At 53.3% G+C, this 21306-nt stretch carries 20 protein-coding genes; 18 read left to right on the top strand and 2 right to left on the bottom strand.

Annotated elements, in window-relative coordinates; genetic code table 11:
* The first annotated feature begins 23 nt into the window (after positions 1–23).
* The 4 genes from BUB55_RS05140 (at position 24) to BUB55_RS05125 (ending at position 2564) form a co-directional block, all read left to right on the top strand.
* Complete coding sequence (locus BUB55_RS05140; RefSeq protein WP_073113499.1) at positions 24–299, top strand: UPF0175 family protein; 276 nt, start codon at positions 24–26, stop codon at positions 297–299.
* A complete protein-coding gene (locus BUB55_RS05135) occupies positions 296–796 on the top strand; it encodes a PIN domain-containing protein (protein ID WP_073188805.1) in 501 nt (166 codons plus the stop codon). The genes BUB55_RS05140 and BUB55_RS05135 overlap by 4 nt, the downstream gene beginning before the upstream one ends.
* Before the next feature lie 495 nt (positions 797–1291).
* Positions 1292–1909: a hypothetical protein gene (locus tag BUB55_RS05130; protein ID WP_143152910.1), complete on the top strand. Its 618-nt coding sequence runs from the start codon at positions 1292–1294 to the stop codon at positions 1907–1909.
* On the top strand, positions 1878–2564 hold the full coding sequence (locus BUB55_RS05125; protein ID WP_083596888.1) for an FISUMP domain-containing protein: 687 nt from the start codon (positions 1878–1880) through the stop codon (positions 2562–2564). The genes BUB55_RS05130 and BUB55_RS05125 overlap by 32 nt, the downstream gene beginning before the upstream one ends.
* Before the next feature lie 297 nt (positions 2565–2861).
* Here the strand turns inward: BUB55_RS05125 and BUB55_RS05120 are convergent, their stop codons facing one another.
* On the bottom strand, positions 2862–4628 hold the full coding sequence (locus BUB55_RS05120) for a glycoside hydrolase family 44 protein (protein WP_083596887.1): 1767 nt from the start codon (positions 4626–4628) through the stop codon (positions 2862–2864).
* Positions 4629–4914: 286 nt separating this feature from the next.
* Between BUB55_RS05120 and BUB55_RS05115 the strand changes: the two genes are divergently transcribed.
* Positions 4915–5502: a uracil-DNA glycosylase family protein gene (locus BUB55_RS05115; RefSeq protein ID WP_073188800.1), complete on the top strand. Its 588-nt coding sequence runs from the start codon at positions 4915–4917 to the stop codon at positions 5500–5502.
* Between the two features lie 11 nt (positions 5503–5513).
* Positions 5514–6323, top strand: a complete 810-nt coding sequence (locus BUB55_RS05110; protein ID WP_073188798.1) for an alpha/beta fold hydrolase — start codon at positions 5514–5516, stop codon at positions 6321–6323.
* A 33-nt stretch (positions 6324–6356) separates the two neighbouring features.
* Here BUB55_RS05110 and BUB55_RS05105 read toward each other — a convergent pair whose 3' ends face one another.
* Positions 6357–7244: an MBL fold metallo-hydrolase gene (locus BUB55_RS05105; RefSeq protein WP_073188796.1), complete on the bottom strand. Its 888-nt coding sequence runs from the start codon at positions 7242–7244 to the stop codon at positions 6357–6359.
* 96 nt (positions 7245–7340) lie between these two features.
* Here BUB55_RS05105 and BUB55_RS05100 point away from each other — a divergent pair, with 96 nt between their 5' ends.
* The 12 genes from BUB55_RS05100 (at position 7341) to BUB55_RS05040 (ending at position 21298) form a co-directional block, all read left to right on the top strand.
* Positions 7341–8714 carry an anaerobic C4-dicarboxylate transporter gene (locus BUB55_RS05100; RefSeq protein WP_073188794.1) on the top strand — a complete coding sequence of 458 codons (1374 nt, stop codon included), beginning with the start codon at positions 7341–7343 and terminating at the stop codon, positions 8712–8714.
* Positions 8714–9145, top strand: a complete 432-nt coding sequence (locus BUB55_RS05095; protein WP_073188792.1) for a very short patch repair endonuclease — start codon at positions 8714–8716, stop codon at positions 9143–9145. Before BUB55_RS05100 ends, BUB55_RS05095 begins: the two co-directional genes overlap by 1 nt.
* A gap of 16 nt (positions 9146–9161) precedes the next feature.
* Complete coding sequence (locus BUB55_RS05090) at positions 9162–9869, top strand: DNA alkylation repair protein (protein WP_073188790.1); 708 nt, start codon at positions 9162–9164, stop codon at positions 9867–9869.
* A gap of 70 nt (positions 9870–9939) precedes the next feature.
* Entirely contained in the window at positions 9940–10827 is an 888-nt protein-coding gene (locus BUB55_RS05085; protein ID WP_073113492.1) for a sulfide/dihydroorotate dehydrogenase-like FAD/NAD-binding protein, read from the top strand.
* Complete coding sequence (gene gltA / locus BUB55_RS05080; RefSeq protein ID WP_072809078.1) at positions 10827–12326, top strand: NADPH-dependent glutamate synthase; 1500 nt, start codon at positions 10827–10829, stop codon at positions 12324–12326. The genes BUB55_RS05085 and gltA overlap by 1 nt, the downstream gene beginning before the upstream one ends.
* Positions 12327–12669: 343 nt before the next feature.
* Positions 12670–13353, top strand: coding sequence for a DUF4956 domain-containing protein (locus tag BUB55_RS05070; RefSeq protein WP_073188787.1), 684 nt, complete (start codon positions 12670–12672; stop codon positions 13351–13353).
* Between the two features lie 11 nt (positions 13354–13364).
* Positions 13365–14453: an HlyD family secretion protein gene (locus BUB55_RS05065; RefSeq protein WP_073188785.1), complete on the top strand. Its 1089-nt coding sequence runs from the start codon at positions 13365–13367 to the stop codon at positions 14451–14453.
* Complete coding sequence (locus tag BUB55_RS05060) at positions 14453–15832, top strand: TolC family protein (protein WP_073188783.1); 1380 nt, start codon at positions 14453–14455, stop codon at positions 15830–15832. The genes BUB55_RS05065 and BUB55_RS05060 overlap by 1 nt, the downstream gene beginning before the upstream one ends.
* A gap of 1 nt (position 15833) precedes the next feature.
* Positions 15834–16652 (top strand): polyphosphate polymerase domain-containing protein, encoded by an 819-nt coding sequence (locus tag BUB55_RS05055; protein WP_073188781.1) that lies wholly within the window; start codon positions 15834–15836, stop codon positions 16650–16652.
* A gap of 47 nt (positions 16653–16699) precedes the next feature.
* Entirely contained in the window at positions 16700–18379 is a 1680-nt protein-coding gene (locus tag BUB55_RS05050) for a lamin tail domain-containing protein (RefSeq protein WP_234971807.1), read from the top strand.
* A gap of 120 nt (positions 18380–18499) precedes the next feature.
* The gene (locus BUB55_RS05045; protein WP_083596886.1) at positions 18500–20275 is read left to right on the top strand and encodes a TolC family protein; all 1776 of its coding nucleotides are present in this window, start codon (positions 18500–18502) and stop codon (positions 20273–20275) included.
* 3 nt (positions 20276–20278) lie between these two features.
* On the top strand, positions 20279–21298 hold the full coding sequence (locus BUB55_RS05040) for an HlyD family secretion protein (protein ID WP_073188778.1): 1020 nt from the start codon (positions 20279–20281) through the stop codon (positions 21296–21298).
* The last annotated feature ends 8 nt before the right edge of the window (positions 21299–21306 follow it).

Here is a 21306-nt window from a genome sequence, read left to right as displayed (position 1 = left end):
AAGTGTATATTTATAGATGAGGTATGAATATGCAAACCGCAACAATTGAAATAACGACTGCGATGGAACCTTATGTAAATAAGCGTGACATGTGGCTGAAGCAACGTGCGATGCTCCTGTACCCCTATATCCAGAACGGGACGATTTCGCATGGCCGTGCCGCCGAGATCCTTGAAATGGACAAGTGGTCTCTTATCCAGTTGTATGGTTCTATGGGCATTCCGTATATTGACATGGACGAAGCGGAACTTGAGCGTGACATTGCAAACGCCCTTGCTGCATGTGGAGAGTCTAAGTGATAGTTGTCTCTGACACGACACCATTACTGACTCTGTTCAAAATTGGACGGATCGATGTTTTGAATAAACTATATAATTCCGTTCACATCCCTTTTGCTGTATTTGAAGAACTGACTCGTAATACTGAATACCCTGAAGAAGCAGAGTATTTTAGGAATTGCCCGTTTTTAGAAGTTCATTCGGAACTTTCCGCAGAAAGAGTATCCCTATTGCAACGAGCGACTGGTTTGGGTCTGGGCGAAAGTGAAGCGATTATCTTGGCAGATGAAAAACAACCGAGTCTTTTGCTGATTGATGAAAGCAAGGGGCGTGTTGTTGCAGAGAGCATGAAACTGACGATTACCGGAAGCATAGGCATTCTCTTTGCCGCATATCAGAAGAAGTTGCTTACTGCAGATGAAATTGACCAAAGCGTTACTATGCTTAGGGGCATGAACCGCTTTATCGGTGAAAAACTTTTTAATTTGCTGTTGTCGTTGGTCCACGATAAGAAATAGGCCCTTTCTATTCCTTTTTCTCCCTAAAAACACTCTTTCCTCTTTACAAAATAGCGAAGAATCGCCATTTTCATTGCAAAAAAGAACTTTTTTGTAAACTATCAGGGCTTTTCGCCCGTTTTTATGTTATTTTTAAAGAGTAAAAGAGTTTTTGCTCTTGTTCTCCAAACGGAATCTAGACACTTCCAAATACACGAGGACAAGGCGAACGCTCACGCAGATATGCCGTTTTCGGCATATCTCGGTTTGTCGTGTCAGCTATTCGGCTGATTTATGGTCGTATCGACCAATGGCAACAGCCCTTTTGGGGCGTGGGTCGTTTGTGTTTATCGTGTAGAGGCAGTCTAGAGCCCCGTTTGGATAAATGCAACGATCTGCGCCTTTTTTGTATTCATACAAAATTTGGCGAAGTTCCTTGTTGAGCAGGGGCGGAATTCATTAAGACTATGATTTCAAGGCTTTCAATTCTGAAGATTGACAAGCAAGGAGATTGCAATGAACAAATTTATAGCAAAAGTTGAAGTTCTCTCATTAGACTTTTTTATCAATTTGGCTTACGGGCTAGAAGAACTGTCTCCTAACAACCAACTGTTGACAACATATGGTCCGATGCTTGAATTTGCGCAACGTGCTATAAGCAAATTTGACAAAACAATGTTAGTTGGTTTAGCCCATATGGCATATGGTTGGATGCCGACAATGATTCAGAATATAGCATTGGAAGGAAATCCTAGCGAATGGAAAAAACAAATTACTAAAGGCTGTGTTGATGGCTCTTTTCTTTCAGAGGTCACTCGGCTAACCAACGACTCTATTGTTGGTGCTAGTAAACTTCTTCACTTTGTCAATCCTGAATTGTATCCGATATACGATTCAAGAGTTTATAAAACGATTCTTGGCAAGCCGAAACATAATCTTTCAAAAGATATTAACAACTACATAAGTTACACGAATAAGTTAAGATCTCTTGTAATGGATAGAAAAAATATCACAAAGATTTCAAGAATCAAAAAAGAACTTGTGCGAAAAAACTTTATTCCTGCTAAATGTTCTAAGATTCGTGTCCTAGAAGTTTGTCTTTATGCTTCAGCAGATAGCATTTCCTCCAAGTGAATTTCAAATGTATTTAACAACAAACAAGGAGTCAATCATGAGAAAAATAAATAAAATAATATTGTGTATGGTTACAATATTAGCCACAACATCTTTTGCATTAGCAGGAACCGTTTCCGATAGGGACGGATACAAATACAAGACTGTAAAAATAGGAAAGCAACATTGGATGGCTGAAGATTACAGGTTTGAAACAAAATTTTCAAAATGTGCAGATTACCGTGGTGTGGATCCTGACGATTGCATTAGGGAGTATGATTTTCTTTCAACAATTGATTCAGATGAGAATATCTGTCCTAAGGGGTGGAGATTGCCAACAACCAATGATTTTATGAAATTAACGCAGTTTGTAGCTTCTGATTTAGTGACAGAAAATATGACTGCAAAACAAGAAAGGCGTATATGGAGTGAAATCGGCAGCCGTCTTAGTTCAACGTCATGCAAGGGCGGAAAAAATTCTGTTGGTTTCAATGCATCATGTATGTTCGACAATGTAGGACCTGTATATTATGGCCAAGTTAATGGTGGCAAGAATAGAAAGGTTGGTGAAACAGCTTTTGAGTGTTATAAAGTAAGTGGATTGGGACTATCACCTGTCGAATGTCCAAAAGGAGGTTGGGCCGTTTATTTACGAGTCAGGTGTATAGAAGAATAAACTTAAAGTTATTTTGGTTATTAATCGTTAGGGATAGTGACCCCTTGGGGACAAGACTCGCGAAGCGAGGCTTGGTTGCAAGAGCGGCGCGGGTGTGCCGCAGGTGCGCACGGGGCGCCTTGCAATATAGCTCGCCCTTGCCGTAGGCAAGGGAACGCCAAAAAAAATTTTGACCGTAGCACTCCGCTGCGGTCTTTTTTAATCTGTGCGATTTTAGTCAAGTTGCAACTAAGCGGCAAAGCCCTTACTCCGCGAATCCCGGAGGGGGCAGGTGCATGCCGGCCATCAGGAGTTTTTTTATCGCAGAATATAATACCCGGGGCTTGTGCGGGTGTGCGTGACGTTTCGGCCCTTGGTGTCGAAGATCCTTGTGGTTCCGTATTGGGGCGCGGGGCGAATCGTGGCTTTTGGCCTGATGGCGTCTACGACGATCGGCGTTGCCGTAGTGAGCAATACCGCAGTAATTGACTTTGCGGGGAGTTTGAGTGCAACCTTGTTGTCGGAGGCTGTCGCGGTTCCTGCCTGTAGCGCGTTGCTTGTGTGCGAAACGAATGTTTCGCCTTGGAGATTTTGCAAGGTGAGCGTTTTGACCTTTCCGTCGGAGGCGAAGTTTGCGAGACTGAGGTTCACGTCTTGGGCGTCTTTTTCGGCGCGGTTCACGAAGATGACCGTGAGCGAGTCGCCCTTGTTGCTGATGGAACTGTAGGCGGACACCAGCGAGTCATTGCTGGAGGTGGACTGCACGCGGTTCGGGTGGCCGTAGCGGCTGAACAGGTGCACCGTTTCGTACATGCCGTCGCCCCATGTCCACGGGGTGAAAATCTCAACACCGTTGTCCTGCATGGTTCCGAGGAAAGACGCATAGATGAGCGCTGTCACCATAGGATCAGAATCGTTCAGGTCTGTCTCGGTGATGCCGAGCGTGATTCCGTGATCCTTGCCAAAGTATTTTTCGAGCCAGTTGTTGATGCGCACGAAGATGTAGGACCTGTAGCCCTTCTCCTTGTCGCTCCAGTCGCACTTGCCTGTGGCGCAGCGCACACCGTTACCGCCCTTGTAGTAGTAGGTGGTGTCGAACAGAACGCGGTGCCAGTTGACGCGGCTTTCGTAGTCCTTTTCGGTGGGGTACCAGTGGATGTCAAATACGTCGAGGAGCCGCATGCCGCTCGCCTTTTGCGCTTCGGCGATTTTCTTGGTGAAGAACTCGAGCCAGCAGTATTCCTGGCCGTCGATCTTGGGCCTGCTTTCGTCGTTGTAGGCATTGATGTGGCACCATTGCCATTCATTAGCGACCACCGGGCCGGTGAGCTTGATATCGCCCCAGGCGGCGCGCGCCTTCTTGGCCACGTCGATATAGCGCTCTACGAGAAAGTCTCCCGTGACGGGCAGGTCCAAGTCGTTGTGCGTGCCGCGCCAGATTTCTATCTCGTTGTCCATGCTCCAGTATTTAAAACGGCTCATGTCGTACTTGAGTTCATCCTTCCAGTGCGGGATGATTCCGACCGTAGAATCGGCAGGCCATTCCATGTTGTAGAGCGAGGCGTCGCCCGCCTTGATGAGCGTCTGGCCGTCTTCCGATACTTCGCCACCGCCCGCGAGGTCGAATGACCGTGACGGATACGAGCCGTGTTCCTGTTTCCAGTTCCAGTCGGGGAAGTTGTATTCGGTGCTGCTTGCCGCGTAGCCCGTGAGCTGGAAGGCGTACATCGCGTCGACGCCCGGCATCTTGTCGAGCACCTTTTTTGCGGTGATGTCCCAGTCGTGCGCATACACGTTGTTGAACCAGTCCGGGTGAACCGTCATTTTGTGGCGCCAGTTGTAGCGCGTGGAGTTGTTGCCGTTGTTCGCGCGCATCATGTGGATGCCCGCGTCGAGCATCTGTGCGATAAACGCCTCTTCGGTGGAGTCGCTTTCGGCCTTGGTGTCACTGATTTTATCGATGTTACGCCCGTAAATGTATGGCGAAATCTTCTTGATGCCTTTTTGCGCGTCAACGGAAATGTCGATGGCGGCGGTGGACAATGTCGCAGCGCCTGCGACGATTGCGGCTAGAATACGTTTCATAAAACACCCCTTTAAAAAACAACCATTCTTTAAAATAATCTCTTTTTTAAAAAGCGGTTATGAGGCCGGAGGGTGTTTGTGGACATTGATGTTGATTTGCATTTGCTGCAGTATCAAGCAAACTTACGAAAAACTTACGGATTTTGAGGTGTGAGATAAAGCACTTTGTTTTACTAGAAAATTTACAAAAAAAAAGGCGATTTTTGTGGCGAGTTTTTCGCTGAAATTCACTTCACTCATAATGGATTCTTGTTTTTTGAACAATATATAAAGCTACATTCACGGCATGGAAATCCCCGTCGAAAAACATCCGCTCAAGCCGTTTTTGCCGGCAAACGCCAAACTCCTGATGCTCGGGAGTTTTCCGCCGCCGCGGCATCGCTGGTGCATGGACTTTTACTACCCGAATCCGCAAAACGACATGTGGCGGATTTTTGGGCATGTTTTTTTCGGGGACAAGACGCATTTTTTGAACGAGGACAATCGCACATTCAACCGCGAACGTGTGGTCGAATTCGTTTTGCAAACGGGTGTAGCACTGTACGATACCGCTTGTGCCGTGCGGCGCCTCAAGGCGAACGCGGCGGATCAGTTTTTGGAAGTCGCCGAGAATACCGACATCGCCAAGCTTTTGAAAAAAATCCCGGAGTGCCGCGCCATCGTGACGACGGGGGAGAAGGCGACCGATGTGCTGTGCGAGTGGAGCGGCGCCGAGAAGCCCGCCGTAGGTAGCTTCAGCCGGTTCACCTATAAGGGTGAGAAATTCTTGCAGTTCCGCATGCCGAGCTCGAGCCGCGCGTATCCCATGAAGCTCGAAAAGAAGGCGGAATACTACGCGGCGATGTTCCGCACTATTGGGTTTAAAGTGTTTTAGAGGTGTTGAATATGGAAAATTTGGTACATACGGTTTCAACGGAAACATTCGAGATGGACTACGTGCGCTTTGGTTCGGGGCCCAAAAACCTGGTCATTGTCCCGGGGCTGAGCCTTAAGCCCATTACGGCTTCGGCGGCTTTCGTCGAGAAAGCCTACCGCATGTTTGAGGAAGATTATACGGTTTATTTGCTGGATCGCCGTAAGGATGTGCCCGAGGACTTTTCGCTTCAAATGATGGCGGACGACATCTCGGCTACAATGGACGCCCTCCACATACAAACTGCCGATGTCTTTGGAACGTCGCAGGGCGGAATGATTTCGCAGTTACTGGCCATAGAGCATCCCGAGAAGGTACGCCGCCTGGTGCTGGGCTCGTCTACGTCCCGTGCAAAAAAACTCCAGCTCGAAGTGATTGGCGGCTGGACGGCTGCCGCCCGCGAGGGTAGGACTACCGACCTTGTGGAATCGTTTGTGGACAATGCGTTCTCTAAGGCTTATTTGGAACGCTTCCGTCGGGCGTTACTCAAAATGTACAGCCACATTTCGGATGCCGAGCTGGACCGCTTCGCCAAGATTTCCAGCACCTGCGGACTCATCAACACGCAGGACCGCCTGGGTGAAATCAAGTGCCCGGTGCTCGTCATCGGTGCGTCGGAAGACCATGTGGTGACTCCCGAGGCTTCCCTCGAAATTTACGACAAACTCAAAAGCGAAGGCGTTCCCTGCGAACTCTACATGTACGAGGGCTATGGGCACGCCGTTTACGACGAAGCCCCCGACTACAAGGACCGCCTGCTCGCGTTTTTCAGGAAGGGGTAATGTGCCCGCGTCATACCGACGCGTTGAAGTGCTTTACTTGGCGAAGCCGGGTTCCGGCAAATGCATCCCTGCCATAGTGAGGTTGTTCTGTTTGGCGTAATCAAGAATGCGCTTGCGGCTTTCGATGGATTTGGCCTTATCCATGTCGTAGTTCGAATTGATTTCGGGGTGGTTTATTTGCAGGGCGAAACCGTGCATCAGGTCGCCGATGATTAGCATCTCGCCGTAACGGAAGGCGGTATGCCCAGGCGTGTGGCCCACGGCGTCAATTGTAAGCACCTTGTGGGGGAGGCTGTCGCCGAACGCGAACAAGTGCAGGCTGTCGGCGTAGACGCCGAGAATCGCCTTCTGCATGTCGTTCTTTTCGATGTCGTTCATCCAGGCGTCATGCTCCACTTGGCTCAAATATACTGCGGCGTTCTTGAATACTCGCTCCATGCCGGCGTCCGTCTTTTTGACAAGTCCTGAAATGTGGTCCATGTGCAGGTGCGTGAGGTAAATGAGCTTGATGTCGTCGGGGTTCACGCCGAGTTCGCCCAGGTGCCGCGCGAGCTGCCCGCCAAAATCGCCGAGGCCTGCGTCGAACAGAATGTGCTCGCCGTCGATTTTGGCGAGGAACGTGCTCACCGTCGCCGGGATGCCGTCGGGCATGCCGATGCTTGCGTACAGCGAATCGCTCGCGTCGCTAAAGAGCGTGCGCGGGTTCAGCTTGGTGCCTTCGTTGTCCTTGATCCAGGTGAAGGTCGAAGCGTCGCTCAATGTGACAATCTTAGTGTCGGTGATTTGTGTCGCATTTTCGGCCTTCGCGGCGGGTGTGGCGCTTTCAATCTGTGCCGCGCTTTCGGCCTTGTTCTCGGTATTCGAACTGCAGGCGGCGAGCAGTCCCGCGAGCGCGCTCACGGCAATAAAAGTCATTTTCATAGGGAAACTCCGTTCGTTTATATCAATATATTAAGAAAATTTGTTCCCCTTTTCGCTTTTTCGAGTATATCTTTACAAGAAATTGAGAGGTAATGCATGACAATCGCGATGATTTTGGAACTTCTGGTGGTCCTTTTGGCTCTTTACGTAGGCTCCCGTTACGGAAGTCTCGCCTTGGGTGCCATCTCGGGAATCGGCCTTGCCATTTTGGTACTCTGCGTTGGCATGACGCCGGGGAAGCCGCCTTCCGATGTTATCTACATCATCATCGCGGCGGTCACGTGCGCAGGCGTGATGCAGGCGTCGGGCGGCATGGATTGGCTGATTCAGCTGGCCGAGCGGCTTTTGCGCAAGCACCCGAACCACATTACGTTCCTCGCCCCACTTTGCACGTTCTTCCTCACGGTACTCGTGGGTACGGGCCATGTGGTCTATACCCTCATGCCTATCATCTGCGACATCTCCCTTAAAAAGGGCATCCGTCCCGAGCGCCCATGCGGCGTCGCTTCCATCGCATCGCAGGTGGGCATCACGTGCTCCCCGATTGCGGCGGCGGTCGCTTCGTTCGTCATCATCTCGAACGCGAACGGTTTTGGCGTGAACAACCTGCAGGTCATCGCCATCACCATCCCGGCGTGCCTTTGCGGGCTCATGGCTGCGGCTGCGGCCTCGTATAAGCGCGGGCTCGACCTCGACAAGGATCCTGCATTCCAAGCGCGCCTCGCCGATCCCGAAACAAAGAACTACATGTACGGGAACACCGTTTCCGTGCTCGACAAGGAAGTCCCGAAGTCCGCAAAGGCGGCGGTGTTCATTTTCCTTGGGGCGCTCGCCATCATCGTGCTGTTCTCCATTTGCCAAATTCTCGGTCACGACATCCGCCCGCTGATCCCGACGGGGAAGGTAGTCGACGGAGTCGCCCAGATGAAACCCTTGGCCATGAACATCATCATCCAGATAATAATGATTTCTGCGGCGGGCCTCATGATCGTCTTTTGCAAGGCGAACCCCAAGAAGGCCGTGGCCGGCGCCGTGTGGCAGAGCGGCATGGTAGCGGTCATTGCCATTTACGGCATCGCATGGCTCGCCGACACCTACTTTACGAACTACATGGACGTGATGCAGGGCGGCCTCAAGGGCGTCGTGGAACATTACCCGTGGGCGATGGCGTTCGCCTTTTTTGCGGTGAGTGTGCTCATCAACTCGCAAGGTGCGGTCGTGGTCGCCATGCTCCCGCTTGCCTACAAGCTCGGCATCGAGGGGCCGGTGCTTCTCGGAATCTTGCCGAGCGTCTACGGCTACTTCTTTATCCCGAACTACCCGTCCGATATAGCGACGGTGAACTTCGACCGTTCGGGCACGACCGTCATTGGCAAGTACCTGTTGAACCATAGTTTCATGATGCCGGGCCTCATTTCGGTTGTCGTTTCGACCATCGTGGGGACGCTCATTGTGAAGGTTTTCTATTGATGAAGAAAAAGCGAGCTCCGTTGACCCGCTCGCAAATGATGCAGGCGGTACATTCCGAAAATACGAAGCCCGAAGTGCGTGTGCGTAGAGAACTTTTCAAGGAAGGGTTCCGCTACCGCTTGCACCGCCGTGACTTGCCGGGCACTCCCGACCTGTTCATTTTGAAATATGGTGTGGTCGTGTTCGTCAATGGCTGTTTTTGGCACCAGCACGGCTGCAAGTTCACCTCGCGCCCCAAGAGTAATTCCAGTTTTTGGAATAACAAGTTCGACAACAACATTGTGCGTGACGTAAAGACCGCCTGGAAACTTTCGCTTTTGGGCTACCGCGTGGCGACTGTCTGGGAATGTTCCTTGGCTGTGGACTTTGACCACGCCATAGAACGCCTCGTTGCCTTCATTAAAAGCGACGAGGAGACGATTGAAATTTAAAGCGGGATGGAAAACGATGACGGAATTCCAGAAGAAACTTTTTGATTTGCGTGATGTTGAGTACGCCGCCTTCCAGGCGAAACTCACGCCGACGGTGCCGGCGGAACTTTTCATTGGCGTGCGCGTGCCGCAGGTGCGGACCCTCGCGAAGGAACTCGTAAAGTCCTCGCAATACAAACCAACGAAATTCGCGCAGACCGCGGTATCCAAGTTTCTCTCCCAGCTTCCGCACAAGTATTACGACGAGAACATGCTGCACGGGCTTCTGATCTCTGAGATGGAAGACTTTGACACGTGTGTTGCCGCGGTTGACGATTTTCTCCCCTTTGTAGACAACTGGGCCGTATGCGACATCATGAGCCCGAAGGTTTTCAAAAAGCACAAACCGGAACTCCTCAAAAAAATCCGCGAGTGGGCTGGGAGCAATGACGTGTACACTTGCCGCTTTGGCCTCGAAATGCTGATGAAGTATTTCCTCGATGCGGACTTTAAGCCTGAGTACCTCAAATTGCCCGCGGCAGCACGCGGCGAGGACTACTATGTAAAGATGATGGTCGCTTGGTTCTTTGCGACGGCGCTTGCCAAGCAGTGGACTGCGACGATTCCCTATATAGAAAAGCAGAAACTGGCCCTCTGGACGCATAACAAGGCAATACAAAAGGCAGTCGAAAGCTATCGCATCACCGACAGCCAAAAGGACTACTTGCGGAGTTTGAAAAAATGACCTTTTTGGGCTCGTTTTTGCCGGACCTTGGGTGCCCGAGTCCCCAAACCTTTCTATTTTACAGACCACTATGGCAAAAATTCTCTTTAAAAAACAGTTATCTCCTGCGGTATTCCAATTCCGCGTCGAGGCCCCGCTGATCGCCCAAGAGCGTAAGGCCGGCCAGTTCATCATCCTCCAGACGAACAAGGACAACGGCGAACGCGTGCCCCTCACCATCGCCGATGCCGACACGACTGAAGGCTCCATCACCCTGATTTTCCAGACCGTCGGTAAGACCACCACCGAACTCTCCAAGTTCGAAGTCGGTGACGATATCCCGGTGCTCGTGGGCCCGCTCGGTTCCCCGACCCACATCGAGAATTTTGGCCACGTGGTTTGCGTGTGCGGTGGCGTGGGCATTGCCCCGATGCACCCCATCGTTCAGGCCATGAAGAAGGCCGGCAACAAGGTCACCATCATCATGGGTGCCCGTAACGAGAGCCTCTTCCTCATGAAGGAAGAAATGACCGCCCTCGCCGACGAAATCATTTTCATGACCGACGACGGCTCCTACGGCCGCAAGGGTCTCGTGACCGAACCGCTGAAGGAACTCTGCGAAGACACGAAGGGCAAGCCCGACATGGTGCTCGCCATCGGTCCTCCGATCATGATGAAGTTCTGCGCCCTCACCACCAAGCCCTACGGCGTGAAGACCGTCGTGAGCCTCAACAGCATCATGGTGGACGGGACCGGCATGTGCGGTGGCTGCCGCGTGACTATCGGCGGCAAGACCAAGTTCGTCTGCGTCGACGGCCCGGAATTCGACGGCCACGAAGTCGACTGGAACAACATGCTCCAGCGCATGGGCGCCTTCAAGCCCCAGGAACAGGAAGCCTTGCACCGCTTCGGTGCCAATGACGGCCACAAGTGCAACATTGATAAGATGGCTGACGCAAAGGCCAAGGAGAGCAAGTAATGTCTGAACATTTGACTCGTGAACAGTTGGACGCCGCCGCCAAGGTGGAACTTGAAAAGATTAATGCCCTTCCGAAGCCGCTCAAGCCCAAGGACAAGACTGCCATTCCGGCACAGCCCATGCCGCAGCTGGAACCCAGCTACCGTGCCCGCGTGATGGAAGAAGTCGCCCAGGGTTACACCGAAGCTCAGGCCATTGTTGAAGCTAACCGCTGCCTCGCTTGTAAGAACCAGCCTTGCGTCGAAAGCTGTCCGGTGCACATCGACATTCCGGCCTTCATCGCGAAGATTGCCGAAGGCGACTTCAAGGCCGCTATCGCAAAGATTAAGGAAACCAGCTTGCTTCCGGCAATCTGCGGCCGTGTTTGCCCGCAGGAACGCCAGTGCCAGATGAACTGCACCATGGGCAAGATGCACAAGGACGTGAACCAGGCTGTGGCCATTGGCCGTCTGGAACGCTTTGCTGCCGACTACGAACGCAACAACGGTGGCGCCTCTGTGCCGGCCGTGAAGCCCGCTACTGGCAAGAAGGTGGCTGTGATCGGTTCCGGTCCTGCCGGCCTGGTGGTTGCCGCCGACGTGCGCCGCGAAGGCCACGACGTGACCATCTTCGAAGCATTCCACAAGCTGGGTGGTGTGGTCCGTTACGGTATTCCTGAATTCCGTCTGCCCAAGAAGATTGTGGACAACGAAATTGAATCCCTCGCTGCCATGGGCGTGAAGTTCGAGACCAACTTTGTGATTGGCCGTACCCGCAAGCTCAAGGATCTGATTGAAAAGGACGGTTTCGATGCCGTGTTCGTCGGTACCGGTGCTGGCCTCCCGCTCTTCATGAACATCGAAGGTGAAAACCTGGTGGGTGTGTTCGCCGCTAACGAATACCTGACCCGCGCTAACCTCATGCGCGCCTACGACAAGGAACATGCCGATACCCCGATGTGGCCCGGCAAGAACGTGGTGGTTCTCGGTGGCGGTAACGTCGCCATGGACGCTGCCCGTATGGCCCTCCGTCTTGGTGCCGAAAAGGTCCGCATCGTTTACCGCCGCAGCATGAACGAACTCCCAGCCCGTAAGGAAGAAGTTCTCCATGCCCAGGAAGAGGGTGTCGAATTCTGCGTTCTGCAGAACCCGGCCAAGATCCTTGGCGACGAAGCCGGCCACGTGCGCGGCATGCTCGTCGACAAGTACGAACTCGGCGAACCCGATGAAAAGGGCCGTCCGCGTCCGGTCAAGGTCGAAGGTGCAAGCTTCGAAATCGAATGCGACACCGTGCTGGTTGCTATCGGTAACGGTTCCAACCCGCTTATCAGCAATACCACGCCGGAACTCTCTGTCGACAAGAAGGGGCACATCCTTCTCGAAGATGCCGCCGCCAACAAGACCTTCATGGAGAAGGTTTATGCCGGTGGTGACATCGTGCTCGGCGCTGCAACCGTGATCCTCGCTATGGGCGAAGGTCGTCGCGCTGCTGCAGGCATCAACGAATTCCTGAAGAAGTAATTCTTCCTCAAATCTTGGATTTGATAAAAAAGGATGGCTCCGGCCATCCTTTTTTTGCTATCTCCGTTGTTAACCGGTGCAACGTGTATCTTTCTTTTTTCAAACTTTTTGGGGGTACAAAAGCTATTTTTACTCTTGGATTTGACGTATGGGATCCAAAAGCTGCAAAAATGGGGCGAAAATCCCCCGTTTGAGCTGTTTTTAGGAGTTTTGCAAGTTTTTTGTTCTGCCATTTTTACATTGGACGGCTCTAAAAAGTTCGTTTTTTAAGTAGATTATGGAAGCGAAAAACATAAAATGATGCTTGCGAGAAATCGCGGGTAAAACCATATACGGAGTAACTATGCTCGACCTTCTTGCGGTCCAATCCAGCGGCGCTAATGCCACCATCATAACCTTGGTCTACTCACTGCTTTTAGCGTTCATCCTTTCTTCCATTATCGGTTGGACTTACGAAAAGACCTTCCTTGGACTTTCTTATTCCCGTAACTTTGTTCAGGCCCTTGTGCTGAGCTCCATGGTCGCCTGCACGGTGATGCAGGCCATTGGCGATAACGTAGGCCGTGGCCTCGGTATGTTGGGCGCCCTCTCCATTGTGCGCTTCCGTACGAGCTTCAAGGACCCTCGCGACATCATGTTCATATTTATGAGTCTGGGTGCAGGCATTGGTTGCGGTGTGTTCAGTTGGGGAGCCGCCCTCGGCGGTACCATCGCCTTCTGCTGTGTCGCCTTCTTGCTTTCCCGCACGGGCCTCGGCACTAAGCACTTCTTTGATGGCATGCTCCGCTTTGCCCTCCCGAACGAACCGCATGTGCGCGGCCAGATCGAAGATATTATGAAGGGGAACCTCAAGACGTTCATCCTCATTACCATGCGTGAAGTGGACGGCGGGGCGCGCTTGGACGTGGCCTACCAGATTCGCCTGCGTGCAACCAAGCCCGCGGCCGAAATTCTCACGATGTTGTCTAAGGTCGAGGGCATCTCGGACGTACAGTTCATGATGCAAGACGCCACCACGGAAATGTAAGGAGATGAAAAATGAATAAGCTTGAAGATCTCCTCGATAATTTTTGGAACGCCCACAAGTCCAACGCCGGAGTGGCTTACGTGTATGGCCACAAACTCTCCCTCGCTTGGATCCTGGCTCTTATTGCTGCCATTGGTCTAGGTCTCCTTTATCAGGGTAAAATCGCCATGTTCCAGGGCATTGCCGAAGCGAGTGAAACCATCATCAGCGCTCCGGCTGCTACCGAGATTGTGAAAATCCATGTGGTTCCCGGTCAAGAAATCCAGGCTGGTGACACCATCATTGAACTGAACCGCCCGGACCTGAACCTCCGCATTGCCGAACTTAACCGCGAACTTGACGCCATCGAGGGCCGTAGCAGTCTGGGCACTGCCGAAATCAACCAGAAGGTGGCGGCCATCAAGGCCGACGCCGCCTCCCGCAGTTCGAACCTCCGCTCCGAGATCAACCGCCTAGAAACCGAATACAAAAAGAACAAGGAAATCTCGGCGAAGCTCAAGAGCCTGTCTTCTTCGAAGGCTAGTGGCGATGGCAATGACGCCATGACCATGCAGATCAACAGCCTCAAGAACGAACTTGCCTTGGTGCAAAAGAGCGCGAACGAACAAATCGCCCTCCTCCGCGGCAGCAGCAACCTTCAAAAGTCGACGGGCAAGAGCGAAGCCGAAACCCTTCGCAAGGAATTGGAATCCCTCCAAAAGGAATTCCAGGAACTGACCGTGGTGAGCAAGGAAAATTGGGTCGTGGGCGATGTGAACGTCCGCGAAGGTGAAAAGGTCTCGAGCTTTACCCCGGTGGTGACGCTCACCCGCAAATCCCCGACGCTCGTTCGCGGTTACATCAACGAACAAGTTTACCAGCGCATGGACGTTGGCGAGACGGTCAAGGTGATGACTCTCGGCGGCACGGGCAAGGCTGTGGAAGGCGAGGTCGTCGGTCTTTCGAGCCGCATTGTGCCGTTCCCGACCCGCATGTGGAAAATGGCCGAAATGCCGGTCTACGGTCGTGAAGTCACGATCAAGATTCCTGAACAGAACCCGTTCCTGTTGGGCGAAATGGTGACCATTTCTGAATCCAACAAAATCCTCAAGGGCAAGTAATGAAGTCTTTTGCTATTCTCCCTCTGTTGGCGGCGGCCTCCGTTTTCGCGGGCCCGCTCACATGGGACATGTTGATCAATTCTGTTAAAGATGACCCCGTACTGCAGGCGTCCGAAAAACGTTCCACTGCGGCCTCCACGGGAGCCCCTGTCAAGCTGTGGGAAAACGTTGAACTGCGCTACAAGCTGGACGGTTTCTCTTTTGCAACGCACGACTTTGAACTCCGCTTTAAGCCCAAGTCGTTTGGCTCGGGTAGTGCCGACAAGGCGTATTACGAAAGCCAAAAGAATTACCAGAACGCCCGCTTGGCGGTGGACCGTTCCTTGGTGCTTTACGAGCGCTACGAGCGCGCCCTGCGTTATACGAATCGCCGCAAGATTGCCGCGCTGAACCAGCAGGTTTACCAGGTGAACCAGGACCGCATCGAGGTGCTCCACCTCAAGGCGGGCGCCTCCTCCTTCAACACGCAGGACCTGATCTCGGCCATTGAACGCGAGGCGACCCTCCGTGCCGAACTCATGAGCGACAGTGCCGCTCTCCGCGATGCCGAACTCAAGATGAAGTCGTGGGTCTCGGACTTTGAAGGCGTCGAACTGGACAGCTCCTTCCTCCCGACCATGGACGAACTGGCGACCAGTCTCGAGAAGGGCTTTGAAATTGACGAGAACGCCCCGCTTATTATGAAGGCGAAGAGCAAGATGGAAAGCGAGCGCGCTAAGGCCAAGCAGGATTTGGCGAAAAACCGCGACTACATTTCGCATATTGGCATTGGCTACGAGCTCAAGATTGAGTCCCTCATGGAAAAGTACAAGACACTGGAACCGGCCGATGTTTATGGTACTGGCGCCTACGCCGACTACGTGGACGACTTTGAAAAGGAAACGGGCTGCGATGGCGTGATGGGCTGTACCGAAACGGCCAATATCCTGGTGCCCGATTACGACAACCGCAAGACTGCCGACAAGTTCTTTGTGAATTTGGCTGTAAAACTCCCGTTCTTCGACAGCAATAACGGCAGCGCCATCAAGAACCAGGTGGCAGAGCTCGATGCCGAGAGCGATTACCTGGATGCCGTCCGTCAAGTGAACCAGAGGGTGGGGCGCCTTTCCGAAGAAATCGTGGCGCTTGTTGCCCAATGGAAGGTGCAAAAGGAATTTGTTCAAAAGGTGAACGCCGGAAGCATTTTCGAGGACTTTGCCCAGAGCGCCGGTTCCGACCCGCTCCTGTTGCTCCGCGCTCGCGAGAGCGCCCTTGAAAGTGACATGAAGGCGGTCAAGCTCGAAGCCGACATTTTCGACCGCTACCTCATGCTTTTGGACTATGCGGGCGTGTTTGCCAACACGAGTATCCACAACCATCTTCGCGAAGGATTGAAGTAATATGGCAGAAGCCCGCGGATTCAGCCTTCTCGAGCGGTTCGAGCTCAAGTACCATATCCCCGTCGAATGGGCGGACCGGATCGGGGACTTCCTTAAGCCGTATTGTGAAGAGGACCATTATTCGCAGATTACGCCGGGGCACTTTTACTGGATTACGAACTTGTATTTGGATTCGCCCAGCTGGACGTTTTTGGGCTGGAAAAAGAAACAGCTTTTGGACCGCTTTAACATGCGTGTGCGCACCTATGGCGAGCATCCGGCGCAAGATGGCACGTTCCACTTTGAATGCAAACGCAAAATTAGGAACATTTGCTACAAGAGCCGTGCGACTATCAAGGGCATTAACCCTGGTGAGGTTTGGAACATGAAGCCCGAGGAATGGCCATGCAAAACCGACAAGGACCGCATGTACCTGAACGACTTCATTTACAAGACCAGGCTCCACAATGCGCACCCGAGGCTCCTCACGCAATACAAGCGTCGTGCCTGGTTCGGACTTCGCGAAGAGTACTCCCGCGTGACCATCGATACGGGCATGCGGTTCCGTGAAGAGAATGGTTTTGATTACACGGTGGATCCGCACTACATGCACTCAACGGGCATCCCGAGGTTCTTCCAGCCGGGCTGTGATGCCGTGCTGGAGCTCAAGTGCCCGGCTTCCCAAATGCCGTATTGGATGTTCGACCTCATCAAGACTTTGAATTTGAAGCACGGGGCGTTCTCTAAATTTGGCAATGCCGCCGCCGAATGGAAACGAGTATACGAAAATCCACGCCGTTTCAAGAGTCCATATTGGACAAAGCTTTGCGGAAACTTTTAAAAAAATATATATAGGATTAGGACATTAACGAGGATATCCTTATGAACATGAAAAAGTGGTTATGGACTGGCGCCTGTATCTCCTTGATGAGCGCTATGGTTGCCTGCTCCAGCGATGATAGCAGCGAAGAAGAAAACAACCCGGTTCAAGGAGGCGACACCCCGGTGCTTTCGTCGGGCGCGACTCCGGCTTCTGCAGGTAATGATCCTAGTTCTTCGGGTTCCACCCCGGCGTCGGCGGCTACGCCTGGATCTTCGAGCTCCAAGGGCTCCTCCATCTATAGCTCTTCGATGTCCGATACGGACGCTCCGCAAATGGCCTGCTCCGAGATTATGTACAACGCCCCGGAAGGTGACGGCTCTGCTTTGGAATGGATTGAAATCTACATTGCGGGCGGCATGGACATGGACGCCATGACGAATTTCGAAATGCACTTGAGTGGTGCGGTCGACTATGTGTTCCCTGCAGAACCTTTGAAGAAGGGCGAATACATTGTTGTGGCAAACGATGTCAACTTGTTCAAGACGGTTTATCCCCAGTTTGCCGGCCGCGTGTTTGGTCCCTGGACGGACCCTGATACGTACAAACTTGTGAACGAAGGCGACGTGGTGAACGTGAAAATCCGTGGCGAGGGCGACGTGAGCTGCGCCTTTAGCAACGAACCTCCTTGGCCGAGCCTCGCCAACGGCAAGGGAAGTTCCCTGGTTTATGTGGGTGGCAACGCGGCTCAGTCTGTGGCTTGGTGCGCCAGCAAAACAGCAGGCGGTAACCCCGGTGTGGGTGGAGACGCCTGCGTAGAGGTTTCGAATACGGTCCGCATCAACGAAGTTTCCCCGAATGCAACCGGTGCCAATGCCTGGCTTGAACTTTACAATTCGGGCGATGAGGCGGTCGACATCACGGGTTGGACTGTCTATGTCCAGCGCCGTGGCGAGACCTTGACCATCACAAGCGGGTCAGTCCCGGCCAAGGGCTTCCTTGTATTGAATGCCACCGAGAACTTTGACAAGGAACTGGTCGTGAGCGACCAGGGTGGTGAAATTTACCTCTATGGTGCTGTTCCGGGTCAGGAATCGAGCATTTGGGTCTCTGCTGGCCAGTATACGACTGGCGTTCTTGACTTGGCCGATGGTTCCATTGCCCAGGGTCCCATGACCACGGCGACTCCGGGTGCTGCCAATTCTTCTTTCAAGATTGGTTCCGTGTACATCAACGAAATCCATTACCACCCCGCCGAAACGAACAACGCAGGCTTGGGATTTGAATTTATGGAAATCGTGAACAACACCGCTGCCGACCTCAAACTTTACAATGCGACGATTGGCAGGGGCTGGAAAATTGAAGGCATCAACATGACGTTCGGTTCGTCTGATGTTATCCCGGCGAACTCGATGATGGTGCTTTTGCCGGACTCCATGGCAAGCCAGGGAGCCAAGGTGCGCTCGGCGTTCAAGATTGCAGAAACGATTCCCATAGCCTACTACAAGGGCAAGCTCTCGAACCGCAGCGAAACCATTGCCATTAAGGAGCCTTACGCTATTGAAAACCCCGGCACTACAAACGAAAAAATCTTCTATACTTGGCACGATGCCACGCTTTATTCCGATTGCTGGCCAACGCTCAAGGAAGCTGACGGTTTTGGCTATAGCCTGCAGCGTAGCGACAAGACGACCATGGGTTACGAGGAAAATGCGTGGACTGCTGCAGCCCCGACCATGGGTAAGTAAATTGTAGTATTGGTTGTTTTGTATTTCATTCGAGAAAACCCGACGTTGGTCGGGTTTTCTTTTTTGTTGGTCAGTGGCGGAGTTGCTTGCAAAAGGGCTTTTTTTTATTTTATTACCGGTATGAAAAAGAGTTTACTTTACATAGCTTTGGGGAGTGCTTTGGCGCAAGCGGCGTCTTTGTCTCTGCAAGATGCGCTGGAAATGGCCAAGGCGGGAAACTCTCAAATCAAGGCAGAGAAAGCCAAGGTCGAGATGGCGGAGAGCGGGCAGAGCGAGGCCCGTTCCCGTTTTATGCCGACGGTTACCTTGAGCGCGGGCATTACTAGAATTGACGACCCCATATACATTGATTTGACCGAAGTGCAAACGGCGATGAGCGGCCTTGCTAGCGGGCTGGGCTCTGCCGCAGGGGCTGCAGCCTACTCCAAGGCCTACATTGACACTTACAACCAGGCGTACCAGCAGGTTTACGCGCAGGCGACAGGCGCCGGACTTGATGCCGCGACGGCTACCGGCATGGCCGAGAGCAAGGCGAAGGAGATGGCGCAAGAAAACGCCGACACCTATGCCAAGGATGCCACGCAAAAGATGGCGGGCGCCCAGGCTCAAATTGATAACGCCGACTTTAAAAAGAAGGTTCAGGACGACTGGTTCTTTAACGCCAGGCTGAGCGTGGTTTGGCCGATTTTTACGGGCCTCAAGATTTATTCGGCGTATGACGCCGCCAAGGAGAACGTGAACGCCCGCAAGGCTGAGTTCGACATGGCGCAAAACTCCATTTTGCTTGATGTGGCGACCAAGTACTTTACGCTCCGCCTTGCCGAGGAGCTCTCGGTGATGCGCGAGACGACCAAGAAGAACCTGGCCGAGCATTTGGAACGCTCCAAGAAGCTGGAAGCGGGTGGGCAGATTAGCAAGGCGGAACGCCTGCGTGCCGAGGTGGCCCTGGCCGAGGCCGAGAACGCCTACGAGGATGCTCTGCGCGATCAGTCGCTTGCCCGCATGGCCCTGGCGAGCCTGCTCCACACCGATACGAGCCTCACGGCGACAACGCCGGTGGAAGCCCCCGAGAACGTGCGCTCCATGGAAGATTTTAAGGAGATTGCCAAGGAAAAACATCCTGGGCTTCGTCAACTGCGTACCGAACGCAAACGCAGCCAGGCGGCGATTGGCGCTGCCCGTGCCGATTACTTCCCGACTATTGCCCTCTTTGGCTACAAGGAACTCTACACCAAGGATTTGACGATTTTGGAACCGGAATGGGCGATTGGAGCCAAGGCACAGTGGGATTTGTTCAAGGGTGGCGAGACCCGCTCGAAGGTGAGTAACGCCAAGGCTTTGGACCGCTCGCTCTCGAGCATGGAAGAACAGACTTTGGACAACATCGACTTGCTCGTGGAAAAGCGTTGGCGCGAACTGGAGCATGCCAAAGGACGCCTCGCGAGCTTGGTGAAGACTCGCGAGCTTGCCGACGAAGCGCTCCGCAGCCAAACGAGAGCCTACGAGGCGGGCCTTGCGACGGGTCTCGACGTGGTCGATGCCGAACTGGCTTTGTCGCGTTTGCAGGTTGCCGATTTGAAGGCGCATTTTGATGCCGTGATTGCATGGCTCGGATTGCTGGAGGCTGCGGGCGAGGTGGCCGATGCGGGCACGATGCTTGCCGCCAAGCAGCGTCCGGTCGAGAAACCGGCAGAAGTTGTGCCCGAGCAAATCCCGGCGCAGGCTCCAGCCGAAACGCCTATCCAGACTCCTGCCGCAGCCCCTGCTGAACCTGCCGCTAACCCGGTGGCCGCTCCCGAGGGAACGCCCGCTGCTGAACCTGCCGCTAACCCGGTGGCCGCTCCCGAGGGAACGCCCGCTGCCGAACCTGCGCCAAAAGAAATTAAAGGAGAGTAATAGATGAACGTATTGAAACTCATCGGAAAAGTCCTGGTCGTTTTCGCTTTGATTGCGCTTGTAGTTCTTGGGATTCTCGCTTTGCAAAAGTTCGCGACGGAACCGCGCGAAGCCTACTTGCAAGGGCAAATTGAAGCCCGCCGCGTGCTGGTTGCTGGCAAGGTCCCCGGTCGTGTCGAGAACTTGTTCTTCCGCGAAGGCGACATGGTCGAGAAGGGCGCCATTGTGGCGGTGATTAGTAGCCCCGAAATCGAGGCGAAAAAGATGCAGGCTCAAGGCGCTTTGGGTGCCGCCCGTGCGCAGGCCTCCAAGGCAAAGAATGGTGCTCGCAGCGAAGACATCACTGCGCTCAAGGCCATGGCCGACCGCGCGCAAGATGCCGCCAACCTGGCCAAGAATACTTATGACCGTGTGCAGAAGCTTTTTAACGAAGGTGTGATTCCCCTGCAAAAGAGGGATGAGGCCGAAACGCAAATGAAGGCGACGCAGAGCGCTGCCGACGCCGCCAGGGCCCAGTACAACCAGGCTGTCGCCGGCGCCCGCAGCGAAGACAAGGCCGCCGCCAACGCGCTTGTGATGCAGGCCCGCGGTGCCACCGCCGAAGTGGACGCGTACTTGGAAGAGACCAAGATCCGCGCCCCCATCGCCGGTGAAGTTTCCGTGAAGCTCGCCGAAGAAGGCGAGGTCGTGGGCTCGGGCATGCCGGTGGTCGCCATTACCGATCTCTCCGATTCCTGGGCGACTTTCCACCTCCGCGAGGACCTGCTCAAGAACGTCTCGAAGGGCAAGACTTTTGAAATCTTTATCCCGGCGCTCGGCAAGACTGTTGAGATGGAAGTGAGCTACATTGCCTCTGTGGGCGACTACGCCACCTGGCGCAGCTCCAAGGAAAGCGGCGGGTTCGACCTCAAGTCATTTGAAGTCCGCATGCGCCCGAAGGCCGTAATCGAAAACCTCCGCCCAGGTATGAGCGCGCTCTTCCCCGTGGCTAGCATCCAGGCAGAGAACATCGTCAACCCGTAGGCATTCCT

The sequence above is a fragment of the Fibrobacter sp. UWP2 genome, assembly GCF_900141705.1.
Taxonomy (GTDB): Bacteria; Fibrobacterota; Fibrobacteria; order Fibrobacterales; family Fibrobacteraceae; genus Fibrobacter.
This window is presented reverse-complemented; position numbering and strand designations above follow the sequence as displayed.

Excerpts from the sequence above, each read along its gene's own strand:
- BUB55_RS05140 (WP_073113499.1), top strand. The coding sequence starts at position 24 with ATGAATATGCAAACCGCAACAATTGAAATAACGACTGCGATGGAACCT.
- BUB55_RS05130 (WP_143152910.1), top strand. The coding sequence starts at position 1,292 with ATGAACAAATTTATAGCAAAAGTTGAAGTTCTCTCATTAGACTTTTTT.
- BUB55_RS05125 (WP_083596888.1), top strand. The coding sequence starts at position 1,878 with ATGCTTCAGCAGATAGCATTTCCTCCAAGTGAATTTCAAATGTATTTA.
- BUB55_RS05120 (WP_083596887.1), bottom strand. The coding sequence starts at position 4,628 with ATGAAACGTATTCTAGCCGCAATCGTCGCAGGCGCTGCGACATTGTCC.
- BUB55_RS05115 (WP_073188800.1), top strand. The coding sequence starts at position 4,915 with ATGGAAATCCCCGTCGAAAAACATCCGCTCAAGCCGTTTTTGCCGGCA.
- BUB55_RS05110 (WP_073188798.1), top strand. The coding sequence starts at position 5,514 with ATGGAAAATTTGGTACATACGGTTTCAACGGAAACATTCGAGATGGAC.
- BUB55_RS05105 (WP_073188796.1), bottom strand. The coding sequence starts at position 7,244 with ATGAAAATGACTTTTATTGCCGTGAGCGCGCTCGCGGGACTGCTCGCC.
- BUB55_RS05100 (WP_073188794.1), top strand. The coding sequence starts at position 7,341 with ATGACAATCGCGATGATTTTGGAACTTCTGGTGGTCCTTTTGGCTCTT.
- BUB55_RS05095 (WP_073188792.1), top strand. The coding sequence starts at position 8,714 with ATGAAGAAAAAGCGAGCTCCGTTGACCCGCTCGCAAATGATGCAGGCG.
- BUB55_RS05090 (WP_073188790.1), top strand. The coding sequence starts at position 9,162 with ATGACGGAATTCCAGAAGAAACTTTTTGATTTGCGTGATGTTGAGTAC.
- BUB55_RS05085 (WP_073113492.1), top strand. The coding sequence starts at position 9,940 with ATGGCAAAAATTCTCTTTAAAAAACAGTTATCTCCTGCGGTATTCCAA.
- gltA (WP_072809078.1), top strand. The coding sequence starts at position 10,827 with ATGTCTGAACATTTGACTCGTGAACAGTTGGACGCCGCCGCCAAGGTG.
- BUB55_RS05070 (WP_073188787.1), top strand. The coding sequence starts at position 12,670 with ATGCTCGACCTTCTTGCGGTCCAATCCAGCGGCGCTAATGCCACCATC.
- BUB55_RS05065 (WP_073188785.1), top strand. The coding sequence starts at position 13,365 with ATGAATAAGCTTGAAGATCTCCTCGATAATTTTTGGAACGCCCACAAG.
- BUB55_RS05060 (WP_073188783.1), top strand. The coding sequence starts at position 14,453 with ATGAAGTCTTTTGCTATTCTCCCTCTGTTGGCGGCGGCCTCCGTTTTC.
- BUB55_RS05055 (WP_073188781.1), top strand. The coding sequence starts at position 15,834 with ATGGCAGAAGCCCGCGGATTCAGCCTTCTCGAGCGGTTCGAGCTCAAG.
- BUB55_RS05050 (WP_234971807.1), top strand. The coding sequence starts at position 16,700 with ATGAAAAAGTGGTTATGGACTGGCGCCTGTATCTCCTTGATGAGCGCT.
- BUB55_RS05045 (WP_083596886.1), top strand. The coding sequence starts at position 18,500 with ATGAAAAAGAGTTTACTTTACATAGCTTTGGGGAGTGCTTTGGCGCAA.
- BUB55_RS05040 (WP_073188778.1), top strand. The coding sequence starts at position 20,279 with ATGAACGTATTGAAACTCATCGGAAAAGTCCTGGTCGTTTTCGCTTTG.